A 24210-nucleotide genomic window follows, 5' to 3' on the forward strand; every position below is an offset into this window, starting at 1 on the left:
AAAAATTCGCAACAATGCACAAGATATTATTCATGATATGCTACTGCCTGACCTTCGCGGCGATACCGGCTTCCGCTCAGGACTCCTCTTTCGCACGGTTGAAAGGGAAGTGGATGGCACGGCAACTGGTGGTGAAGATCGTATCCTATCCCGAAGGCTTGCCGGTAGAAAATTACGAAACGGCGGACAAGGACCGGATGGTAAAAGCGGGTAAGGATATCCTGACCGGCCTGGAGCTCGGGGATTTCAATTATGTGGGAGACCGGAATGGAGCCGGGGAGCGCGGGGGATACATGCCGTCCGGCGTTCAGCAACTGGAATGCAGGAAGGAAATGCCGCCGGGCTTCCAGGGCCAGGCCACCGTGAAAAAATACAGCTGGAAGCTGACGGGAGGGCAGTTGACGCTGGAGCCGGAGCCTGCTATTTACCGCGACCCGGCAACGGGGCGCTTCGTGAAGGCGACGTTCGTTTGCACCTATTCCAAAATCGATTGATGATCCCTTAACTGGAGAATACCGGATTTGACATGAAAAAAGCTTTTCAGATATATTGTTCCCTATTGGCCCTGATCTTGCTGCCGACCTGGGCTGCGGCGCAGTGCAGCTGGTCGTTTTCGGCCACGCCCGACTCGTCCAGATGTGCGGCCAGCGGTAAGATATCCATTGCCCTGACCGGTCAGGATGCCGGCTCCGTCACCAACCGGCTGTACCGCTTGCAGGCCGCCGCCGGCGGGTACGAAATCCCCCATAGTTCCACGCCGCTTTTCGAGAATCTCGCGCCCGGGATGTATTACGTAACGGTGAGAGGGATTTGCGGAGGCGTGGAAGACTCGATCACCCAATCGGTGAGTGTACCTGGGAATTACGTGCCATTTACGGCAGATGCGCAACTTACACGGCATGCTTTTCCCAACTGCGCCACCGGACAGGTGAAACTGACGTTCGGAGACGGCAGGCGTGGATACAAAGCCACGTTTACCGGTAAGCCGGCCGGCTATGCCGGGCCTACCGTTTTCAATACACATAGCAGCGAATTATTGGTGGACGCACTCTTCCCCGGGAACTATACGGTCGTCCTGTCCGATTCCTGCGGCAGCAGTTTTACCCGGAACGTTACAGTAGCCAGCCTTCCGCCCGTAACAGACGACATGGTCATGATCGAAAGCAGGATCACCGGCGCAGCCTGTAACCGGCTCAGGTTCAGTGTGCCCAACGTTCAGTACTTCGCGTTGCATCATCCGTATTTTTTCCGCGGTACGAGCTGGCAGTTTGCCGTGGCTTATGAAGGCGGGGCAAAAACGGCATTCAAGCCCATGTGCGATACCAGCTTTTTCGAACTGGAGATTCCGGGAGGGAAAACGCTGAAAGATATGTGGAACAAGGACGTATACTATTATTTCAAGGACCCCTGTGGCCAGGAAACGAGTTACCCGGTACGTCTTTCTAAATATTACATCGATTTTACGTTCTCCAGCAACTGTAGCCATAGTTTCAATATCAGTACCATTTACAGCACCGGCCGCGATTGCTACCCGCTGGTCATCAGCGTGGAAAATCTGAACACCGGTGTCATCAAACGGGATACCACCTTCAGCTGGAACAACTGGCACCTGGATTCCCTGCCGTTCGGCGATTATCGCGCCCGGGTATTGACGGCAGACAGCGGAATTTTGCTGGATAGGAACTTCACCCGCACCGCGCCCGCCGCCATGCCGTACAATGCCTTTTTCTATCCGCAGGATGGCGGCCAGCACCGGTTTGGGGAAATATACATCACCGGGGTTGCCGGCGATGCGCTTCGGGCCGGAACGAAGGTGGAACTGGTATACCCATCCAGCCATTACCGTTCCATAACATTGCCATACGATGAACATTCCATTTGGTTGTACAGTACCGAAACCAGCGCATTCATACCGGGCACATATGTAGTTAAGATCTCCGATGCCTGCGGTGCCTACTTCGACACGTTGACGGTCCGCGATTGGGACGTATTTAATTACGAATGGGAGATGACGGCAAGGGATAGTTGCGCGGGACAGGTTTTACGTGTAGACGGTTCTGTGAAATTCAGGGATCAGGTATTACCTGCGTATTACAGTATTTCCGCCGGTCCGTCTGGCTGGGTGCCCGATTATCAAAGGCATCCTATGGGATCGGAAATCATACTTCCGTTACCGGGAAGTTACCGGATAATGGTGGGGTCGACTTCAGGATACATGTCTGAATACCCCGAAGTAACATTTGGCGGCAACGTGCGAACGCTGGATTGGAGCGAACGGTCTTTGACCATCGATCCCTTCCGTTCCATCGGTTGGGTATGCCCGGCCGCGGCAGATAATACCGGCAGTATCATCGTGCAGCTGGTCAATCCCCTCAACGCCACCTATACCTATAGCCTGGCCGCCCAGGGAAAAGGTGCCACGGGGCCTTACATCGATGTGAACACTACCGGCAGGTTCAATTCGGGCGGGGGATATCATCTCATGGTCAACCAGAACTATGATGTGAAAGTAACCGACCCTTGCGGGACCTCCGTTATTCAGACCATCAAGATCATCGACTTCGCCACCGCGCAGCTGGCTTCCATCAACAAGCCCGCTTACTGCCAGGGAGACCAGGCCAAATTATCGGTGATCAATCTCCCCGGATCGGCGATCACCTATAGCTGGACGGGCCCTCATGGCTTCACGAGCAACCTGCAGAACCCCGTGATCTCAAAACTCGTGGATAACAACGAAGGGCAGTATATCGTAGTGATCGATGCCGACATCTGTTCCGCCCCGATCCGCGACACCGTAAACCTCGTGATGGCCGCATTCGAAACCATTTGCTTCAGCGCCATCACCGATACCAGCGTGAACCCTTACGCCGCGGGCATCCTCGGCAATTGGCGGCCCCACCGCACGTACGCCTATTACGGCGAGCGCAAGGAATCCGATCCGCAGGCCGCCACCAATATCCGGACAGACGGTACGTACAAAGACTTCCTGTCATTCTGGAAAAAGCAATCCAACGGTTGGAAACCGCAATACGACACTACCCGCTGGGTGTGGAACAGCGAATCCACCATCTTCAACAAAAAAGGCTTCGAACTGGAAAACCGCGACGCCCTGAACCGGTTCAACAGCGCTATATACGGATTTGAGGACGCGCTGCCCCTGGCCGTGGTGCAAAACAGCATGCTGCGCGAAGCCGCGTTCGAAGGGTTCGAGGACTTCTATTTCAAAGGGAATAACTGCCCCACCGGCGATTGTGGAACGGCCCGGCGCTTCGATTTCACCCGTTACATTTCCTGGTTGGACACTACACAGCGCCATACCGGCCGCTATTCCATTAAGATTCCGGGGAACGATACGCTGCAAACCAGCCATATGGTGGTAGCCGCCGCCGCGCCCGCCAATATGCCCATTTTCGAGAAAACCCCGGCCGATTGCGGGATTCCAGGAAACGTGCTGAAGAAAGTAAAGGCAGACAGCACGATGGTAATTCCTTCCTTCAGCCCCGTTGCCGGAAAGAAAATCCTTTTCAGTGCATGGGTGAAAGAGGAGCGGGACTGCAACTGCGCCACCTACGATAACAACGTGGTACAGCTGGTCGTGAAACATGGGGAAAATACCACGCTTCACGAAATCCGTCCCTCCGGCAACATCATCGAAGGCTGGCAACGGTACGAGGATGCGGTGAGCCTGCCCGCAGGTACCACCCAGCTTTCCGTCATGATCATCGCCACCGGTGCTACGCCGGTGTATGTAGACGACATCCGCCTGCATCCGTTCAACGCCAACATGAAAAGCTATGCCTACGACCCCGTAACGCTGCGCATGATGGCCGAGCTGGACGAGAACAACTTCGCGACGTTCTTCGAATACGACGATGATGGTGTGCTGACCCGGGTGAAGAAGGAAACGGAAAGAGGTATTAAAACGATTAAGGAAACGAGAAGTGCGCTCGTAAAAGAATAAATTATGTTGAAGAAAATCCTGATCATACTGGTGTGCAGCGTTACCGCGGTTTCGCTGCGTGCCCAGCAGGCAGACACAGCCAGGCTGTTCGGCGAAATGCGGCAGCTCCATGCGGCCTATTCGGCCAGCGGCCTGCGATACGATTTCCGGTATACCTATGCCGGCGCCGGCCGCCCGGAGCGGATTCTGGACTCGCTGAGCGGCAGCGTGGAAATGTCGGCCGCGGGTATCAGAATGGTGATGGCGAACATGGAGTTCGTCTCCAACCCCCGATACGCGATCGTGCTGTTCAAAGACGATAAAGTGATGTATCTCTACAAGCCGAACGGCATTCCGCCAAACGATCCCCTCGCGCAGGTGCGTGCCCTCATGGGAACGGAGCTCGTGGCGAAGGTAGACGTGCGGCAGGAAGAACGCAACCGAAAAATCAGTATCCTGTTCGATTCGCTGGCGAGCGTGAAATCCATCGACCTGAACATCCAGCCGTCCAACGGATTGCTCACTTCCGCCAAATACCTCATGAACACGGAACTGATGAAAAGCGGCAGGCCGCTGACGGATGCCGAACGGCAGCAGTTTGGCCCGCTGGCGTTGGTGTGTATGTACTTTCTGCGATATGAGGTGCTGCCGGCCGACAAATCGCCGGTACATGAAAGCGCCTATTTCACCATCAGCAACGGTACCTATCAAACGACGCCCGCTTTCAGCGATTACCAGATTTATAAAGGAAGCCCGAACCTATAGTCCCCGACCCAACTTATGATTATGAATATCCCTGGCCTGAAATTCATTTACTCCCTGATAGCCGCCGCATGCCTGTTGCTGCTGGCCGCCCCCTTGCAGGCGCAGCAGAAAAAAAGCATCGTCCTCAAGAAAGTGCTGGACGGCGCCGCCGGACAACTGGCGGCGGATTCCGCGATCACCGTGGTCGACAGTGCTTTTTCCAACGTCAGGATCGATACGCCGTACCCGGTCCGGAACATCATTACGTTCAGGATCAACGAATATTCCAACCGCTACATCCCCGGCCCGTTTTCGGCGGACGCGCAGGTACGGATTTATTACTACCTGCCCAACAATGTCGTGGATTCGGTGGATCAGCAACTTTCCATCAACTACGACACCGCGCAGACCTACCGGATGCGCAGCAGCTTCGTGTTCAACAATGCTCACAAAGTCAAAGTGAAAGTGCTGAGCATTACCGCGCCGGCCAATATGCTGGCCGTGCTGATGCTGGAAAACGAGATGGAAGTGCAGCCCAGGTATAAGCTGGATTGCCATGACCATGCGATAAAATCGATCAACTACGATTTGCCCCAGGGCTCCGGAACGCCCGACCAGCTGCTGGTCCACTGGCCCGTGGAAATTGGCGCGGATGCCTACGACCTGGAATGGACTTACGTCGATTCCAGCTCCCTCGCATCCGGCAGATACGGAACGCCGCTGAATCCCGTGCTGTTATTCGATAACAACACCACGCGCGTCACCGTCGCCGATAACAGCTACCAGGTGCCGTTGATGTACGATGGCAAAGGGACGCTCTTCTTCCGCGTGCGGGCCGTACAGGTAGGGGCGGAAGACCGGCGGATCGAGACCGACTGGAGCTCGCAGCATGGTGCCACGGGGCAGCTCGAATTCGCAGGGCATCAGTCCAACCTCAACTGGCAATCTACCATCACTTTCGCCGAAGACGGCAAAAGAAAAGTGGTGACGCAATATTTTGACGGCAGCCTCCGCGGCCGACAGACCGTAACGAAAGACAATACCTCCCAGACGCTGGTCATCGCCGAAACGATGTACGACTACCAGGGAAGGCCGGCCATCCAGGTGCTGCCGTCGCCCACGATGGAGACGGTGATGCAGTATGTGAAGGGCTTTAACCGCGGCATCAACAGCCCGGAATACGACAAGGATAAATACGACCTGGTGGAGACGCCGGCCGAATACCTCAGCGGCAGCGCAGCTCCCATGGACAGCGCTTCCGGTGCCAATGCTTATTATTCCGCCAATAACCCGCTGGCCACGGTTGGCCATCACCAGTATATTCCCCAGGCGAAAGGCCGCGCCTTTACCCAAACGGAATACACGCCAGACAATACCGGCCGCATCTCCCGCCAGGGTGGGCTTGGCGAAACCTTCAAGCTGGGCAGCGGCCATGAGACCAAATATATCTACACCACGCCCAAACAGGAGGAGCTGGACGCACTGTTCGGTACAGAGGTGGGCAACAGCTCGCATTACTTCAAGAATTCGGTAGTAGACGCCAATGGCCAGTATTCCGTTAGTTATATAGACATGCATGGGCGCACCATCGCAACGGCGCTGCAATCCGTAGCGCCAGGCGGCAACCTGGAGGAGCTTCCCGAAACGGAGCGCCTGCCAGTAGTGGAATCCTTGTCGGGTCCCGGAAAAAATAAAGTGGACGAACGGAGCATTGTCACCCATTCCTCCATCAACGTTGCCGACACGGCGGATTATACTTTCGAATACAAACTGACTCCTCCCGTACTGCACAAGCAGGATTGTAACGGGCAGGATGTTTGTTATGTGGCTGGTTATGAGCTGAATATAAAGGTGTTCGACGATGCTTTCAACCTGAAGCTGACCGATCCCATCAATTATTCCTTCAACAACCTCGACGTTTCCAACCTGCCGGTTGCCTGTGGAACTACGCCTGCGCCGATCGTTTATACCGTGACGCGCAAGCTTCCTCCCGGCAACTATACCATCACCAAAACGCTGACCATCAGCAAGGAAGCGATGGACCATTACCGCGACAGCATCTTCCTGCAAAGCAACGTCTGCACCACCATCGAGCAGATCGTGGAAGAACGGCGCGCTTCGTTGCGGACCATCCAGTGCGTGCCCGATTGTGCGGGTTGCGTGGCGGCAATCGGTACCTGGGAAGCGTTCCGGGTAGATTATATGACGAAGGCCGGGATCCCCGTTGCGGATACCGCCCGCCATCGTGCAGCCGCTGCCACGGCTTACCAGGAGGCGATCCGCGGGTGCGACGAGCTTTGCAAAGGCCCCAACCCGCTGAACGAGATCCGCCGGAATATGCTGATGGACGTAACCGCGCCCACCGGCCAGTATGCGGTAACCGACAAGGACGGGGAACCTTACAACATCTTCAACGCTGAAAAATATAAAGGAGCGAACATCGTTTACCTCGACCTCAACGGCAACCGCGACACCGTTTGGAGCGTGACGCAAGGGAAAATGGTGCTGCCCAACGAACTGGACCGCGAAGAATTCATCGCCAACTTCAAATCTTCCTGGGCCGAAAACCTGCTGCCACTTCACCCGGAGTATTGCAGACTGGGACATTATGAATTGTATCGGGGGGCCATTGACTGGCAATTCGATTTCGAAAAAACCGAGACATTTACCGCTGCCGTGGCAAAAGGCTACCTGAACCCGGCCAATATGCCCGGGATCCCGTTCGCTTCCGGCAACGATCCCCTGGCGGCTTTGAGCGGTAACAAACTGGCAGACGCCCTCAATATGACTTCCGCCGGTAGGAACATGTGGACCACCGCTACCGCCATGGTGCGCTGCAACGCGGGCGACCAGGCCTGCCTGGATGCCATCGGTACCGCGGCGCAGGCTTTCAACCCGGCTAACACCTGCGCCAGCGACCTCGACATGCAATGGCGCAATTTCCGCAACGCATACATCAATGCCCGCAACAAGATCATCATGGATGCCGTGAACGCACAATTGTGCCAGGCGGATGTGGGCCGGTTGATGAATGAAGGATATGATATCCATATCCGCAATCCTCTTGATCTGTTGAACAACGCCGGTCTGGACGATTTCAAGAACGGAGGTGCGGCAGACCCGGGCAAGGCCAACGCCCTGGCCCAGGGGAAGGAAGATCAGTTCTACGCGCAGAATTGTGAAAATTATGTGCAGGTCTGGATTTCGCAGTTGAAGCAATGCGCGGCGTATGATACCAATCTCATTAAATCGGAAATCATCCCGGAACTGTTGAAAGTATGCCGGGAAGGTGCCGACAGGGACCACTATTATGGCGCCAGCACGGTGAAACCTTCCAGCAACTACCGTTTCCGGAGTTTCGAAGATGTGATCGCCGATTTCAATACGCGCCATGGTATTACGGCCAATATGGTCTGCAACGCCAACCTGATCACTACGCCGCTGCCCCACGGCAAACAGCCCGTGCGCGCGGAAAAAATGACCTATACCACACCGTCGGATTGCGAATGCAAAACGCTGACGCTGTTACAAAAGGAATATCAAACACTGAAGAAGGCGGAAGATACCACCTTCTCCGCTTATATTTTCCGGGTGAAAGGGGCCAGCATCCCGCAGGCTACCCTTACCATCCTGCTGGAAACCTGCAATCCCAACCGTGACGTTACCTGCAAATACCTTCCCAGTCCTGTTAAAATCCCCACGCTGATCCAGTGCGGGGTAGCGCCGGCCTGCGTGTCGTGCGAGGAAGTGAAAGCGGTGTACGATCAATATGCGGCTTCCTATCCTGCGTTCCTGCCCGGGCTCGCCACGGTGGATTCGCTCCAACAGGCGAAGAACGATTTCTTTGCCCGCTACATGAACAACAAATTCGGCTACGGGCTGCTGGCGTACCAGTATATCCAGTTCATGGACAGCTGTACCGCGCAGGGGCCGGGTGGTTATACTTCCGTTTGTGTGGAAGGAAGCTCCCGCAGCAAGCAACTCGTCAATACCTATACCGCCGGCGGAACGAATGTCATCAACGACATCCAGCGCACGCACGACAACGGTTACATCATGGCCGGTTCCACGACCGGTTTGGGAAGCGGAGGTAAAGACGCATATATCATCAAGACAGACAGCGTCGGCAATCTCCTCTGGGCACGGACCTTCGGTGCCGAGGCCAACGACGAGCTCGTGCGCCTCAAACGTACGGACGACGGCGGTTACATCGCCATCGGTACTACCAATTCCTATTGTTATGATTATGGCGCCATCCTTATCCTGAAACTCGATGGACAGGGGAATCTCGCCTGGAACAAGGTCGTGGATTTTGGTGCGAATTTCGGTGGAAAGGGGACTGACATCCTGCCGGTAAGCGGTAACCAGTATGCCTTTGGCGGTCTGCGGACCAACACTTCCGGCGTGGCTACCGATTGGGTGGCCGGCTTGCTCGATGCACAAGGCGAAATCCAATGGCTGAAACAGACGGGCTCTACAGAAGACCGCAGTGGCCTGCAGCTCGCTGTGCAGGGAGACATTCTCATCGGCGCCAGTTCACTTCGCGGAAATGGCCAGTACGATGTGGCTACCATGGGCTGGAACCGTCATAACGGAACGTTACTCGGCATTACTGCCTACGACCTCGAAGGCCGCGACAACATGGCCCGCAACATCCTCACGACGCCCGAAGGCCTGAAAGTGGCCGTAGTGAACATGAGCGTCGGCAGCACGGTGAACGTGAACGGCGCCCTGCTCGATCTGGGGATGAACGGGATGCTGCTGCGGGCTTCCCGCGTTGGCGGGCCGGGCAATATCAATCCCGAGACATGGTCGGTCGGAAAGGCTGCCGGTGGAGGGTACTTTGCTTCCCAATCTAACGAAGACGTATACTGGATGCGCCTCCGCGATGACAATACCGTTCAATGGGCGCGCCAGGTGCGCACGGGCGGTTCCGAGCGCCTGCGCAGCATCCTGAACAATCCCGAAGGCAGCATGGCCGGTGCCGGCGAATACAATGGCCAGACCGCCATGCTCATGCAAACGGATAATTATGGCAGAACGGGTTGCCGCGATACCGTGATCGGCCTGCAAACGACCGACATTACCGGATCTTCCATGGCGAAAGCAGTGCCGGCGCAGGTCACCGTATCCTTGAAAAGCAGTAACCTCAGCATCGTGCATGTGGTGGAAACGACGAATTCCGCGGTGCAGACGGCGCTGAATTGTCCGGGTACGGATACCTGCACGTTGGTGCCCAACGGCCTGATGCTGTGCGGCAATGCGTCGCCGGTGTTCGAGGATTTTGAGCTGGTGCAGAAAGACAATTGTACGGACAGTACCTACTACGCCCAATCCACGGGCAATGTGATCTACAAGGCCATCACCGATTCCATCCGCAACGACTTCGACCAGGTGTACGTGCAGATGGCGCAGCAGGCCGCGGGGATGGAGGAGTTCAAGGTTTCGTATATCAAGAGCGAGTACCATTATACTTTGTACTATTACGACCAGGCGGGGAACCTGGTGAAGACGGTGCCGCCTGCGGGAGTTGTGATGAGGAGGAATAAATCGTGGACGGATTCCGTGGCGGTTGCGCGGAAGGCGGGCGTGAAGTTGGTTCCTGCGCATGGGATGGCGACGAATTATAGGTTTAATACGTTGAATCAGTTGGTGGCGCAGCATACGCCGGATGCGAATAAGTCGGAGTTTTGGTATGATAGGTTGGGTAGGCTCACCGCTTCCCAGAATGCACAGCAGAAATTAGGCAATAAATACAGCTATACGCTTTTCGACTGGTTGGGCCGCATCACAGAAGTGGGAGAGCTGACCAACAGTACCACTATGACGAGTGCCATCAGCCGGAAGCAGTCCGACCTGGATCTGTGGTTGACGGGCGCGGCGGGTTCGAGGACGCAGATTACGAAGACGGTTTACGATATCAAGCATGCGCCGTTCGTGGGGCTTGCTTTGGATGCGAAGAATTTGAGGAACAGGGTGGCCTGGTCTGCCGTGTACGACAATGCTACGGAGTTGGGCCAGGGCCGGAGGGCTTCGGGAACGTTCTATAGTTACGACATTCTTGGGAATGTGAATACGCTGGTGCAGGACTTCAATTCCCGCACTACATCCGACCAGGCAAACCGGTTTAAGACGATTACGTACGATTTTGATCTGGTTTCAGGAAAAGTGAACCAGGTGAATTACCAGCCTGGCCAGATCGACGCGTTCTACCACCGATATAAGTATGATGCCGAAAACAGGCTGACCAACGTGGAAACGAGCCGCGACAGCATGTATTGGGAAAACGATGCTTATTATACTTATTACAAGCATGGCCCGCTGGCCAGAACGGTGTTGGGCCAGCAGCAGGTGCAGGGGCTGGATTATGCCTATACGCTGGAAGGTTGGATGAAGGGCCTCAACAGTACATCGGCTACTTCCGATGCAGACATGGGGAACGATGGGGTTGAAGGAAGTCTGACGGCAAAAGATGCCGTTGCATTTAGCCTGCACTATTTCGGAACGAACGAGTATGGCCCCGTAAATGCCGCCAACCGCACGCCTTTCGCAGCGGTGAGCAGCTACAAACCCCTATACAATGGCAATATTTCCGCGATCACGGTAAATAACCCGAAAGTGGGTGTGCCGATGCTCTATCAATACAAATATGATGTGATGAATCGCATGATAGGGATGGATGTGTACCATGGTCTGAATACCTCCACCAACAGCTGGTCGCCCATTTCCGTGGATGATTTCAAGGAGCGCGTTTCTTACGATCCCAACGGCAATATCCTGACGTACAAACGGAATGGCAATGCCAGCTGGGCCGGGAAGTCCTTGGCAATGGATGATCTCACTTATTCCTACAAACCCGGGAAGAACCAACTTGACCATGTTTCAGACCCGACGGATGCCAGTTTCTATGATAGCGACCTCGACGGGCAATTGGCCGGGAATTATGAATATGATGCGATAGGTAATTTGACGAAGGATGTGAAAGCGGGGCTAGACAATGTTGAGTGGAATGCGTACGGTAAGATTGCAAAAATAGTAAAGATAGATGGTGCTGAAATTACTTATACCTATGATGTAGACGGTAATCGTACCAGCAAGTTGGTCGGAAATGTGGAGACACGATATGTCAGGGATGCATTTGGGAATGTAATGGGGATATATGTGGAAGGGGATAATATTCACAATTCTGGTAAACTGACGTTGATCGAGTCCGGATTGTATGGAAGCAGTCGGTTTGGAATGATAAATTCCAATGTCAATGTAGAAGATTGGGTAGCGCCTGCCAATGTGAATATGCAAGCATTAGGTAATGGATTTTTGGTAAATTCGGAGCGGAAACTGAAGTGCTTTGAAGTAAGTAACTATTTAGGCAATGTGTTGGCTACCTTGTCTGATTTTAAGGTGCAGTTTAGTTCGGATAATCAGAACACTTCATATTATTCTGCTAAAGTGTTGTCTGCTCAGGATTATTACCCGTTAGGGATGGCTATGCCAGGAAGAACAGCGAATGAAGGAAATTACAGATATGGGTTTAACGGGCAAGAAAAATCTACTGAGATCACCTCTGATGGTAGTATTTATACGGCGGAGTTCTGGGAGTATGATAGTAGAATAGGACGAAGATGGAATCTTGATCCAGTTCCTATAATTGGCTTAAGTCAATATGCAACTTTTAACAACAATTCGATATATTATAGTGATGCAGATGGTGACTTTGCTGAGGGAGGACCTGATGAACCTAAAAGAAGTACAACTCAAGGCTTTACTGATGGAGTAAAGAAAGGCCTAATGACACATGTGACTGGTGCACAAACACAAGCAAATAGATATCTGTCAACATTTTTGAAGCCAACTCCGGGCGGACTCTTAAGATTAATGCCTTTTTCCATGATCACCGGATTAGGGGCACCAGAGGATATGATTGAGGACTTCATTGGAGCAGTAGATGCAGGAAGAGAGATGGGTGAAAAAATTGCAAGAGGTGATAGAGCAGATAAGGCCGAGGTATTGGGTTTCGTAACTGAGAAGGTATTAGAGTTTGTAATTCTTAGGAAGGCAAGTAAGATGAAAAGTATTAAGGGAACCTCTTCCAGTACTAAACATGTTGCAGCCCCCAAAACGCCAGCATTGTGCTTTTTGGGTGGCACATATATTGCCTCAAAATTTGGATTGAAATTAATAGAGAATATTGTAGTTGGCGATTCAGTACATGCTTTTAACGAAAAAGATGGGACAATTGCGTTGAAGCCGGTGGAGAGATTGTATGTAAATGAAGTAAATAGATTAATACTTTTGCGTTTTGGTTTAGAGGAAATAAAGGCAACACCTGAGCATCCATTTTGGATTAATGGCAAATGGATAGAAGCAAAGGATATGAGATTAGGGGATAGTGTTAAATTGTACTCAGGAAGTAGAGCAGTATTATCAAGTATTAATTTTATAGATACAACTGCAGTCGTTTATAACTTTTCAGTATCAGATTATCATACTTATTTTGTTGGCAAGTCCGGTATACTAGTACACAATTCATGCTTTGAGCCGATAAAGTTAAGGGATGGCATGAAAGGTGGAGCTCAATTGAATACGGCCGTGAACGAAGTTGCTGCAGGACGCGGGTCGCCCAGGATTCAGGCCGATGGCACCCATACGGTTTTTGAGGGGCGAACTGCAACTAATGGTAGATCATGGGCTGGCGCATTAGAATATGAAGTGTTAGTTCCTGGTCAACCTAACGTTTTTAGAATATTGAAACAAGCAGTTGGTAGAAACGCTGATGGGAGTTCGATTTATAGGTATGGTTATAGTACTGATCACTATAAAACAACAATTCACGAATTCAAGAAGAAAACGCCTTAATAAATCTATTAATCATGAGTGACCTAATTAAAGTGAGTTTAACAAAGAATGGAGAGGTCGTATTTTGCTCAAAATATATAAAACTTGAACCTATTGCACCCAGTTTAGCGCGAAAGTTCATTTTTGAGCGATCTACATCTTCATTCCCCGTATTGGAAGCAGGAGATTTATTGACCTTAACGATTTGTTTTGTTACTAGGTTAAAACAAGAAGTCTTCTATTTGGGACTTGAAATTTACATTCTAGAATTTGGTCAAAGTTTGAATCAAAAGGAATTCTGGCTATATGGTAATATTTGCAATTGTGAGAATATGAATTATAGTCAGGGTGAGGTTGATGTGTTTAAAAGTTGGCAAGATGGCCATGAAATAAAATTTAATAGTCTCCACGTTAGTTCAATTCAGAAGCTTGACTATATTGGTGCAAGTTTATACTATTCAGGTTTAAGCAAAGAAATAATTGATAGTAATGAATTCTTAATTGATCTTTCGGTAGTTAAAGTTGAAATTGATTTATTTTATACAATAGCTTATTCACTTGTTGGAGAGAGAGGATATTTTGGACATGATTTTCACACTTTTCGTGATTGTTTGTTAGAAGTATATATTGGTAGTGGATTTAATAAAGGAATCAGTATCAAATTTAAGGGAAGGAGTTGTTTGACGAGTAGTGAAGTAAATTTGCTTTTAGACGATATTGCAAGGGAGTTTTCAAAGTATGGATTTAATGTGCTTTTTATTTAAGCAAGAAGGATCGAATTGAAATATAGATTACATAGACACTTATATATGTTATCCCGTACCCTCATCACCCTATCCCTCATATTATCCGCGTCCCTCGCCGCGAAGGCGCAACACGTCTACTCCATCCGGGCAGACAGCGTGCGCATCTACAACGTCTGCGACACCGCCGAGCTCATCCTGGAAAACAAAACCCAGGGCGTGCAGGGATACCTCTATAACCGCGGGGCCGGAAGAACGGAGTTCCGCAGGCTCAAAATGGTAGCCATCGGCAACAGCAAGCTCGCCATCGCCGGGCAAGACACCATCGACCTCGCCACGCTCACCCACATCGGCGGCATCGACACCGTGTACCGCTCGGGCGACAGCCTCCGCTTCGTCAAGCGCGGCATCGTCTCCAGCTTCTACGCACCGGCCACACAGGAAACCCTCCAGACCGTGACCGACCGCAGCAATGTGTCGTCCCGCGATGGTGACAACCTCATCCTCAAACGTGCCACCACCGGCGCCGGGAACCTCGTCATCCGTTTCAAAAACAGCGACGACTCAGACAGGGGATATATCGGTTACGGCGGCGGCAACCACAATTCGTTCATCATTCATACGGTCGACGGGTCTATGACCGCCGTATCCGGGAAGCTGCAGGTGAATGCTCCAGTCGATAATGAACAAACCAATGGATTGATCGTTGGCGGCAATACCCGCACGATCGGTTTCTTCAAACAAACCTACTACCACCCGAACCCCGAAAACAACTCGGGCAACCAGCTCTGGAATTCAGTAGGAGGTGCTCAGCTCCGCGCCGACGCGGAGTTCCGCTACAGCGCCAACGGTATCTCCAAATACGATAATAATTATTCGCCAGGGGTAACCCTCGTGCGCGACAGCGCCTCCCTCGGCGAGCGGGTACCCAACTCTTCCGGCTGGTACCTGAAGATCGCCTATGATTCCGCCAGCGCCCTGCCCACGCCCGGGCTCGGCGGCTTCCGGGCCGATGTGCCCAGCCGGCGGAACTCGGTGTACGTATCGCGCATCAGGGCCAAACTGCCCGTGGGATACACTTTGCAAGTGGGCCTCGATCCTTTCGGGACCAGCAATTCCCACTATTTCCTCACCGATAACAAAGGCACCGGCAAGTGGGAAGACTACATCCATGTACACCACGCCGGCAACCAGGGCACCTTCCTGCCGCTCGGCTTTTACTACCTGAACGGCGCCCGCGGAAAGGTAACCTGGTACGTCGCCTACTTCGATATCAAGGAAACCACCGCAGCCGCCTGGACGGACTACGTTCGCCAGAACTATGCCACCGCGCGGCCGTTGGAACTTTTCCTCAATAACGACAGCACCCGGCTGGAACAGGGAGCAAACAATTCCCTGCGGATCGTGACGCCGGGAGGACAAGTCCAGATCGGTGCGCAAAACAATTCCTACCTGCATTTCACGACCGACCGGGAGAACTTTTACTTCTCCCGCCCCGTGCTCGCCGTAGACAAACTGGCGATCTATAATTCTGGTCAATCCCCGGCATCCACCACTTATCTCGCCCAAACCGAAGGCCGGATCAACAACAGTCCGATCCTGACGCAGTCCAACGCAACGGGAAGCTTTATCCAGAACCAGGTTGCCAGCGCTCAAACCGGCGGACTGTGGACGACCAACTTCATTAAAACGAACAATTCATTTTCCAGCTCGATCGGAGCGGGCAAAGCGGGATTGATATTGAATAACGCCGCGGATGTATTGCGGTTCGGCATTGGATTGTCGAACGCGGAAAGCGGTGCTGGAACGGGAAGCGATTTCAGCATCTGGCGATATAGCGACGCGGGGGCATCCGGCTCCGCGACGGTTTCCATGACCATCACTCGCGCTACAGGCGCTGTGCGGTTTCCGGGGAGCGTAACGATGGGGAATGATGCCAGGATCGCCGCCGATTCCACGGGTATGGCCACCTATTCCTACCTCGGTTTTCATGATAAAACCGGCGGGCGGTATGGATACGTTGGAAAGGGAAGTATTCTCAACAATGATATCCACGTAAAAAGTGATCTGGGCCGCGTGGTGCTTTTCCCCAAGAACAGCTCTACGACATTGGCTGTTGATACGGCGGATGTGCGATATAATGGTGGTACTTTCATGCTCAATAACGGCACGAGCAATACATTGATGTACGCCGGCGGCGGACTGGGCGCCCCCACTTTTACCACGCGTTCCGCAGGCACTAAAATCGTTTTTAACGCTGCGCTTACCGGCAGCGCGGTTGACTATGGTTTTGGACTGGAAGGGAATAATCTTTGGTTCTCCACCGCTACCGCCGCTACCGGCTTCAAATGGTACGCCGCCACCACCAACATCGCTACACTCGCGGGATCCGGTAATTTTAACGTGACCGGCTCATCCACGGCTACAGCGTTTTACCAATCCTCCCTCCGAAGCCTCAAGAAAGATATCCAACCCTTCCAGTCGTCCGCCCTCGGCATTCTGGGCAAAGTACAAGTGCGCACATTTATTTTCAAGGCAGACAGCACCGGCCACCGCAACATCGGTTTTATCGCCGACGAAGTGCCCGATGAAATGGCAAGTCCCGGCCGCAACGGCGTAGACCAGGCCAGCACTGTCGGCCTGCTCGTGAAAGCCGTTCAGGAACTGGAAGCGAAAAACAATAAACTGGAAAGCGCCAACGCCTCCCTGCAACAGCAAAACCAGGCGCTGGAAAAACGGCTCCAGGCCATCGAAGCATACATCAAAAAACAGACACAGTAACCGAATACGAACCGAATAACTATGTTATCCCGCACCCTTTTCACCCTATCCATCCTCCTCACCGCATCCATAGCGGCGAAGGCGCAACATGTCTACTCCATCCGGGCAGACAGCGTCCGCATCTACAACGTCTGCGACACGGCCGAGCTCATCCTCGAGAACCACACCCAGGGCGTTACCGGCTACCTCTTCAACCGCGGCGCCGGCAGAACGGAATTCCGCAGGTTGCAATTAAAAAAACTCGGTGGCACGCGCATCGCCATCGCCGGGCAAGACACGCTCGACCTCAGCCAGATGAGCGGGATCGGGGGGATCGATACGATTTACCGGTCGGGAGACAGTATCAAATATGTTAAAAAAGGAATAACGACCGCATTGTTTGCCCCTGCGGCCGGCTCCGCATCGTATATCCAGAACCAGGTGTCGCCTACGCCCCAGGAAGCCGGCTTCCACATCACGGGAAGAGGGCTCACCCGCGGCATGCTGGAAGTGAGGAAGAATGGGGCCGACACGATTTCGGACGGCATCATGCTACGCACGGCTAACGTCGGGTACGGTGCAAATTTCCAGCTGACCGCCGCGACCGTTCCCGGCCTTGCCACCTGGGTAAACACAGGCTCGGCCTGGGTAAAACGCATGGAAATCGCGCCGAACGGATACGTTTCCTACGAGCGTATGGTGGAATATGGGTTCTCGGGCGAAAAGATGTCCCAGCGCTTCAACGCCCTCGGTTTCAATAGGAACGTATGGAACGGTGCGATCTACGATACCTCGGCATACGCATTCCAGTTTACGCATATCGCTACCGGCTCCCCGGCAACGGATAACCTGTCGTTACTGGTCTACGACCGCCAGGGCGGGGAAGTTAACCACAAGGCATTGGCTATTAACGGGCTGGGAAATATTGGAATTTCCGAAAGAAATCCTTCGGAAAGATTGCAGGTAGCGAACGGGGAAATTTACGTGCGGAGCAATGGCAATAGCAATAACACCGTGCATAAAGGGATCAAATTCGGAACGGACAACGATCTCGGATATTCCGCGATCCGCGCCTGGAGAGGCGCCACCAGCAACCGCATCGGGATGTCGTTCTTCATCTCCAATCCCACCGGGCTGACGGAAGCAATGCGCTTAACTGAAGACGGTAGATTGGGGATCGGGATGTTATCCCCCGCACAGGCATTGGATGTAAACGGTAACATCATGACGCGGGGAACGGTCTTCACCGGCAAGATCACCTCCGGCGATTCCGACAGCAGTTTGCAGATGTATGGCGGTGGTACGAATTATGGCGGAGAAATTAATCTATTCGGTGGCTTGAACGGGGGACGGATGACCTTCCATACCGGTACGGGTGCCGGCTTCCAACCCGAAAGAATGCGCATCAGCGCAAATGGCAATCTCGGCATTGGAAACAACAACCCTTTCTTCCCCCTTCACGTCAACACCATCAACACGGCCGGAATGGCCGTTCAGAATACGGAAGCGCTGAGTGCCGCTTCCGGTGCCTATATGCGGTTGTATAACAGCGGCACACCTACTGCGGCCGGCCAGCGACTCGGCTCCGTGCTATACGGCGCCAATACTTCCGGTACCACCTATGTTCCGGGCGCACAGGTCGATGCGGTAACGGAAAGCGCCTGGACGGGCACCTCCCATCCCACATCCCTCGTTTTTTACAACACGCCTGTCAACGCCGTGGACGTCGCCGAAAGAATGCGGCTCACCTCCGCCGGGAACCTTTCCACCACTGGTACAGTCACCGCTACGGCTTTCTACCAGACGTCGCGCCGCGAACTGAAAACACAGATCGGACCGTTTACAAAATCCGGCCTCGACGTTTTGCGTAGCGCCTCCGTCCGCACCTTCCGGTTCAAGGCGGACCAAACGCAGCTGCACATCGGTTTCATCGCCGACGAAGTGCCCGGCGAAATGGCGACGCCCGGCCGCCAGGGAGTGGACCAGGGCAATACCGTGGCCCTGCTCGTGGCCGCCGTTCAGGAGCTCGAAAAAAAGAACAAGACCCTTGAAGATAAACTGGAAGCCCTCGAAAAAATGGTCCGGGAGCTGAAGGATAAACAATAGCAACAGATAGATACAGAGCCATATGAAATTATCCCTTACCACTTTCCTGGTGACGCTGGCATGCATTACCGGCACCATCTCCACTGTAAAAGCCCAGCACGTGTACCAGATCCGTGCAGACAGTGTGCGGATTTATAACGTTTGCGACACCGCCGAGCTGATCATCGAAAATCGTACCCGTGGCGTGTCTGGCTATCTTTTTAACAAAGGTGGCGGACGAACGGAGTTCCGGAAGATCGACCTAGTACAGGTAGGTGGCTCAAAGCTTGCCATCGCCGGACAGGATACGATCGATCTGGCACAGTTGAGCGGGGTGGGAGGGATCGATACGATCTATCGGGCCGGAGACAGCATCCGGTACGTGAAAAAGGGCATCATCAAAGGGGTGTACGCGCCTGTGCTCGCCAATACGGACCTCAATCTGCAGGCGGTTACGACCCGCGGATCGAGCACTACCCAGAACATCCTGTTCAATTCGCCTACGGCCAATCCTTCCAACGGGCTGATGTGGCAGTATAATACCGATAGCTGGAGAATGTATGTGGAATCCTTGCAGGACAAGCCTTCCGGCAATCTCATCTTTGAAGCGAAAGACGATATCGGGGAAGGATGGGTGTTCCGGCACGTGCTGTATTCGCCGCTGGACACCACTTCGGTGCTGTCTATGGGGCGCGACAGGTTCCTCTACATGGGGAACCCTGTCTGGCATGCCGGGAACCACGCGGCCGGGGCGTTATCGACCAAAACGTTCACTACGGCACAGGTGCCCGCCTCCATCGAAACCAACGCCTCCGGCCATGTGACCGCCATTACGACACGGACATTGACGGCGGCAGATATCGGTGCGCTGTCTTTAGGGGATGGGATCGGGAGAATTGCCAGGACCACCAATCCGACATACCTCGATCCCCACACCGGGAATCTCGATTCGATCGCCAACTCCGGGATTTTCCATATCGGCGTTGCGAACAACCGTCCCTCCACGCAACCGGCGTTCCTGTTTGCCGGCGGCAACAATACCGGCGCCAGCAACTTCAAATTCCAGCTGCTCGGTGCCTACAGTACGGAAGACGAGATGTTTTACCGCCAGGGCAATCCGTCGGCAACATGGGGGAACTGGTACCAGGTAGCATCCCGCCAATGGGCGGATGCTTCGTTTATCCGCAACGGGACCGCCCCGCAGACCGCCAATTTCAACATCACGGGCAATGGCACGGTCGGCACCGTTATCTCTCAATTGATGTTAAGTAACGTCAACAACCAGGGATTAACGCTCATCGGCGGCTCAACTGCCGCTTCGGGCAACCGGGGAGGGCAGATCGTCTTGTTCGGCGGCACGCATGGTACGAACGGTGGACAGATCACGTTCCATACCGGCCAGGGTAGCGGAGGAACCTTACAGCCGGAAGCAATGCGCATCATGCAGGATGGTAAAGTCGGCATCGGCACTCCTGCACCTGCCGAAAAATTGCATGTCGCGGGAAACATAAAAGCTACAAACCAGCTCCAGGCCCCCATTTTCGCCAGCGGCAACAGCGCGGGCACTGTGTCTATCCTTGCCGGCGCCGTAGGTGGCAATCAGGGCGGACAGATCGGGCTGTATGGTGGCACGCATGCTTCCACGCCGGGAGAAGTTGCTCTGTTCACTGGTATTGGATCGGGTGTGCAGGCAGAACGGTTCCGCGTGAAGTCCGATGGAAAAATCGGGATCGGAACCAGTACGCCCTCCGCGAAATTAAGCTTCGGAAACAGCGACGTAATCGGGGAAATCGGCAGGATCGGGTTCGATATCGATACCTCCCAACGCGCGTACCTTGGCGCAATCCGACATACCGCCGTAGGCCAGGAAACCGATCTGTTTTTTGGTACGATGTCGACCGAACGGATGCGGATCAGGTACAACGGGTATGTCGGAATCGGCACCAACGCCCCCGCGAGCCTCCTGCATGTAAATGGCAATGTCACCGCAACGGCGTATTATCAATCCTCCCTCCGCAGCCTGAAAAAAGAAATTCAACCCTTCACCGGCAGCGCCCTCCGGATCCTGGGCAGCGCCAAAGTACGTTCGTTCATCTTCAAAGCCGATACCACCGGCCATCGCAGCATCGGTTTCATTGCCGACGAAGTACCGGCGGAGATCGCCACGCCGGGAAACAACGGGGTAGACCAGGCGAACGTTGTAGGCCTGCTCGTAAAGGCCATCCAGGAACTGAAAGCGGAAAAAGATGCCATGGAAGCACAACTGAAAGCGAAGAACGAAGCGCTGGAAGCCCGGCTGAGCGCCATCGAAGCATTACTGAAATCAAAATAAGCTTTAGATAACACTCGAGTCATGAGAATTCCAATCATTTTATTCATTGTTTCGTTTTTCGGGCTGCTCCCCGTCGCCCGTGCCCAACACGTATACCAGATCCGGGCAGACAGCGTCCGTATCTACAACGTCTGCGATACCGCGGAGCTGATCATTGAAAACCGTACCCGCGGCGTATCCGGGTATCTTTACAACAAAAGCAATGGCCGCACGGAGTTCCGGAAGATCGACCTCGTGCAGATCGGCGGTTCCAAACTGGCGATCGCCGGCCAGGATACGATCGATCTGTCGCAGATGAGCGGGGTGGGAGGGATCGATACGATTTATCGTGTGGGAGATAATATCCGGTTTGTAAAACGGGGGATCGCGACGGAAATTTTCGCCCCGCTCGCCCCGCCAGACTCTGTGCTCAAATTGCAGGGCGTCACCGGAAAAGGCAACACAACTACGCATGATATCATATTCAACAATCCCGCCGGCAATCCTTCCAACGGATTGCAATGGGGATATAACACTGATACCTGGAGGATCCATGTAGAATCTCCGCAGGACACGCCTTCAGGGAACATGATTTTTGAATCGAACGACAATGGGGACGAAGGATGGATCTTCCGGAGCAAATCTCCCGGAATGGCCACGGATGTTTTAACGATGAACCGCACGAGGTCCGTACTTCGTGGGAACCTGGTTCATCTGCCCACGGCCGTTAACCCGGAAAACAATACTATCAACCTGCTTTGGAATGCCATGGGAGGCGCCAACGTCAGCGAAGACCCAGAGTTCAGGAGAGGTAACAACGGATTGGCGGTCTATAATAACATTAGTGGGAGCAATGCAGTAACCATTACCCGGACAAATGACGTGCTGACGGAAAAAGTGCCCAATACTTCGGGATATTATCTGCGCATCACTACAACAGACCCTACGGAGGCAACCGTGTCGCCCGCGCTGGGAGGCGTAATGTTGCAATATCCTACGAAGGAAAACACGGTGTACGTGACGCGTTTCCGTGCACTGATCCCTGTAGGGTACCAGATTTTCGCCAACCACAATCTTTTCGGCGCCAACTCTTCGTCTGTTTGGCTGACCAGCACCGCAGGGACCGGGAAATGGGAAGATTACATCCAGCTGTATGTTTCGGGTTCCAGCGCCGCAGGCAGCGCTTTTTCTACCATAGCATATTATAGCCTGGTGGGGCCGTTGCAAACGACAACCTGGTACCTGGGTTATTACGATTTCAAAGTTTCATCGGGATCATCCTGGGCCGAAAATATACCGCAAAACTTAACAACCGGCCGGCCCACAAAGCTGTACCTGGAAGACGATTCTACCCGCCTCACAAAAGGGGCGCAGCACAGCCTGCGTATCACCACTCCTTTCGGTTATCTCGATGCAGGGCCGCAGAATACCACCCACATGCATTTTGCCACAGACCGGCAGAATTTCGTGTTCACCAAACCGGTAGTGGCAACAGACAAGCTGGCCATCTACAACAACGGGCCGGTTACTTCCAGTACCACCTATCTCACCCAAACCGAAGGCCGCATCAACAACAGCCCGATCCTGACGGAAGCCTCCGCCAGCGGGGCTTACATAATGAAACAGGTGGATTCGTCTCAAACCGGCAATTTATGGTTGAAGGGAACGCTGAAAACCGATGCGTCCCTGATCACCAAGCTGGCAAATGGCAACGCCAGTATCCGGATTCATAACTCGGCAGATGTTTTAAGGTTCGGTATCGGCCTCAATAACAACGAAACCGGTGCAGATGCGGGCGGCGACCTGCATATCTGGAGATACAGCGATGCAGGAAACAATCCCAAATATGCGATGACGATGAACCGTGCGACTGGTCATATCTGGATGCCCGGGAGGGTTTCGGCAGGAAATAGCAGCCGTGTTATGGGAGATCGTGGCGGGAACGATTTTTTATCCTGGTTCGGGTTTTATGATAGTACGAATACCAGGAGGTATGGATATGTCGGGAAAGGAACGTTGAACGCAGTCGACATGCAAATTTCAAGCGATAGCGGTAATGTTCACATCCTTCCGAAAGGCGGCAATTTCCTGAACGTCGGTAATGTGGAGCTGAGCTACAACGGCGGCACCTTCGCCATGAAGCACGGTGCCGCCAACAACATCCTTTTCCCTGCACAAGGTGTCGGCGCTCCGGTGGTGAACACCCGGAGCATCGGCACCAGGATCATCCTTTCCCCTTCGTACGGGCCTACTACGGTAGATTATGCCATCGGTATGGAAACGAACAACATATGGTTTTCCACTTCCACGGCCGGTACCGGCTTCAAATGGTACGCGGGTTCCACCAACGTCGCTTCGCTGACAGGTACAGGTAACCTGACTTTGTCCGGCACTGCCACCGCCACGGCGTTCTACCAATCCTCCCTCCGCAGCCTCAAGAAAGACATCCGGCCATTTTCGGCATCCGCCCTGGACGTGCTTGGCAAAGCCCCCGTGCGCTCGTTCATCTTTAAAACAGACAGCACCGGCTACCGGAACATCGGCTTCATCGCAGACGAAGTGCCGGATGAAATAGCCACGCCCACCCGTAATGGCGTTAACCAGGCGAACGTGGTGGGCCTGCTCGTAAAAGCCATACAGGAATTGAAGGCAGACAAAGATGCGATGGAAGCGAGAATGACAGCAGAGAAAGCAGAGATGGAAATGAAAATGAAGTTGCGTTACAATGAACTGGAAGCAAGACTGAAAGCTATCGAAGAGTTGCTGCAAACGAACGCAAAAAAGTAAAAAGA

9 protein-coding genes are annotated in these 24210 nt (G+C 53.4%); all 9 read left to right on the forward strand.

Features of this window, described 5'->3' with window-relative positions:
• Positions 1-14: 14 nt before the first annotated feature.
• Genes ACQKLP_RS20075 through ACQKLP_RS20115 form a run of 9 tightly spaced genes read left to right on the forward strand, consistent with a single transcriptional unit; the run spans position 15 to position 24205 of the window.
• Positions 15-494, forward strand: a complete 480-nt coding sequence (locus ACQKLP_RS20075; protein ID WP_427324697.1) for a hypothetical protein — start codon at positions 15-17, stop codon at positions 492-494.
• Between the two features lie 32 nt (positions 495-526).
• Positions 527-3961, forward strand: a complete 3435-nt coding sequence (locus ACQKLP_RS20080; RefSeq protein WP_427324698.1) for a hypothetical protein — start codon at positions 527-529, stop codon at positions 3959-3961.
• Positions 3962-3964: 3 nt separating this feature from the next.
• Positions 3965-4705 (forward strand): hypothetical protein, encoded by a 741-nt coding sequence (locus ACQKLP_RS20085; protein WP_427324699.1) that lies wholly within the window; start codon positions 3965-3967, stop codon positions 4703-4705.
• A gap of 21 nt (positions 4706-4726) precedes the next feature.
• Entirely contained in the window at positions 4727-13540 is an 8814-nt protein-coding gene (locus ACQKLP_RS20090; RefSeq protein WP_427324701.1) for a polymorphic toxin-type HINT domain-containing protein, read from the forward strand.
• Between the two features lie 14 nt (positions 13541-13554).
• Positions 13555-14283, forward strand: a complete 729-nt coding sequence (locus tag ACQKLP_RS20095; protein ID WP_427324702.1) for a hypothetical protein — start codon at positions 13555-13557, stop codon at positions 14281-14283.
• A 45-nt stretch (positions 14284-14328) separates the two neighbouring features.
• Positions 14329-17043: a tail fiber domain-containing protein gene (locus ACQKLP_RS20100; RefSeq protein WP_427324703.1), complete on the forward strand. Its 2715-nt coding sequence runs from the start codon at positions 14329-14331 to the stop codon at positions 17041-17043.
• A gap of 21 nt (positions 17044-17064) precedes the next feature.
• Complete coding sequence (locus ACQKLP_RS20105; protein ID WP_427324704.1) at positions 17065-19128, forward strand: tail fiber domain-containing protein; 2064 nt, start codon at positions 17065-17067, stop codon at positions 19126-19128.
• A 22-nt stretch (positions 19129-19150) separates the two neighbouring features.
• Complete coding sequence (locus ACQKLP_RS20110; protein ID WP_427324705.1) at positions 19151-21439, forward strand: tail fiber domain-containing protein; 2289 nt, start codon at positions 19151-19153, stop codon at positions 21437-21439.
• A gap of 21 nt (positions 21440-21460) precedes the next feature.
• Positions 21461-24205, forward strand: a complete 2745-nt coding sequence (locus tag ACQKLP_RS20115) for a tail fiber domain-containing protein (protein WP_427324707.1) — start codon at positions 21461-21463, stop codon at positions 24203-24205.
• Positions 24206-24210: the final 5 nt, after the last annotated feature.

The organism is Chitinophaga sp. NPDC101104, from assembly GCF_050277495.1.
Taxonomy (GTDB): domain Bacteria; phylum Bacteroidota; class Bacteroidia; order Chitinophagales; family Chitinophagaceae; genus Chitinophaga.

What these genes read in the sequence shown, in the direction of transcription:
- ACQKLP_RS20075 (WP_427324697.1), top strand. Translation starts at nt 15, where the DNA reads ATGCACAAGATATTATTCATGATATGCTACTGCCTGACCTTCGCGGCG.
- ACQKLP_RS20080 (WP_427324698.1), top strand. Translation starts at nt 527, where the DNA reads ATGAAAAAAGCTTTTCAGATATATTGTTCCCTATTGGCCCTGATCTTG.
- ACQKLP_RS20085 (WP_427324699.1), top strand. Translation starts at nt 3,965, where the DNA reads ATGTTGAAGAAAATCCTGATCATACTGGTGTGCAGCGTTACCGCGGTT.
- ACQKLP_RS20090 (WP_427324701.1), top strand. Translation starts at nt 4,727, where the DNA reads ATGAATATCCCTGGCCTGAAATTCATTTACTCCCTGATAGCCGCCGCA.
- ACQKLP_RS20095 (WP_427324702.1), top strand. Translation starts at nt 13,555, where the DNA reads ATGAGTGACCTAATTAAAGTGAGTTTAACAAAGAATGGAGAGGTCGTA.
- ACQKLP_RS20100 (WP_427324703.1), top strand. Translation starts at nt 14,329, where the DNA reads ATGTTATCCCGTACCCTCATCACCCTATCCCTCATATTATCCGCGTCC.
- ACQKLP_RS20105 (WP_427324704.1), top strand. Translation starts at nt 17,065, where the DNA reads ATGTTATCCCGCACCCTTTTCACCCTATCCATCCTCCTCACCGCATCC.
- ACQKLP_RS20110 (WP_427324705.1), top strand. Translation starts at nt 19,151, where the DNA reads ATGAAATTATCCCTTACCACTTTCCTGGTGACGCTGGCATGCATTACC.
- ACQKLP_RS20115 (WP_427324707.1), top strand. Translation starts at nt 21,461, where the DNA reads ATGAGAATTCCAATCATTTTATTCATTGTTTCGTTTTTCGGGCTGCTC.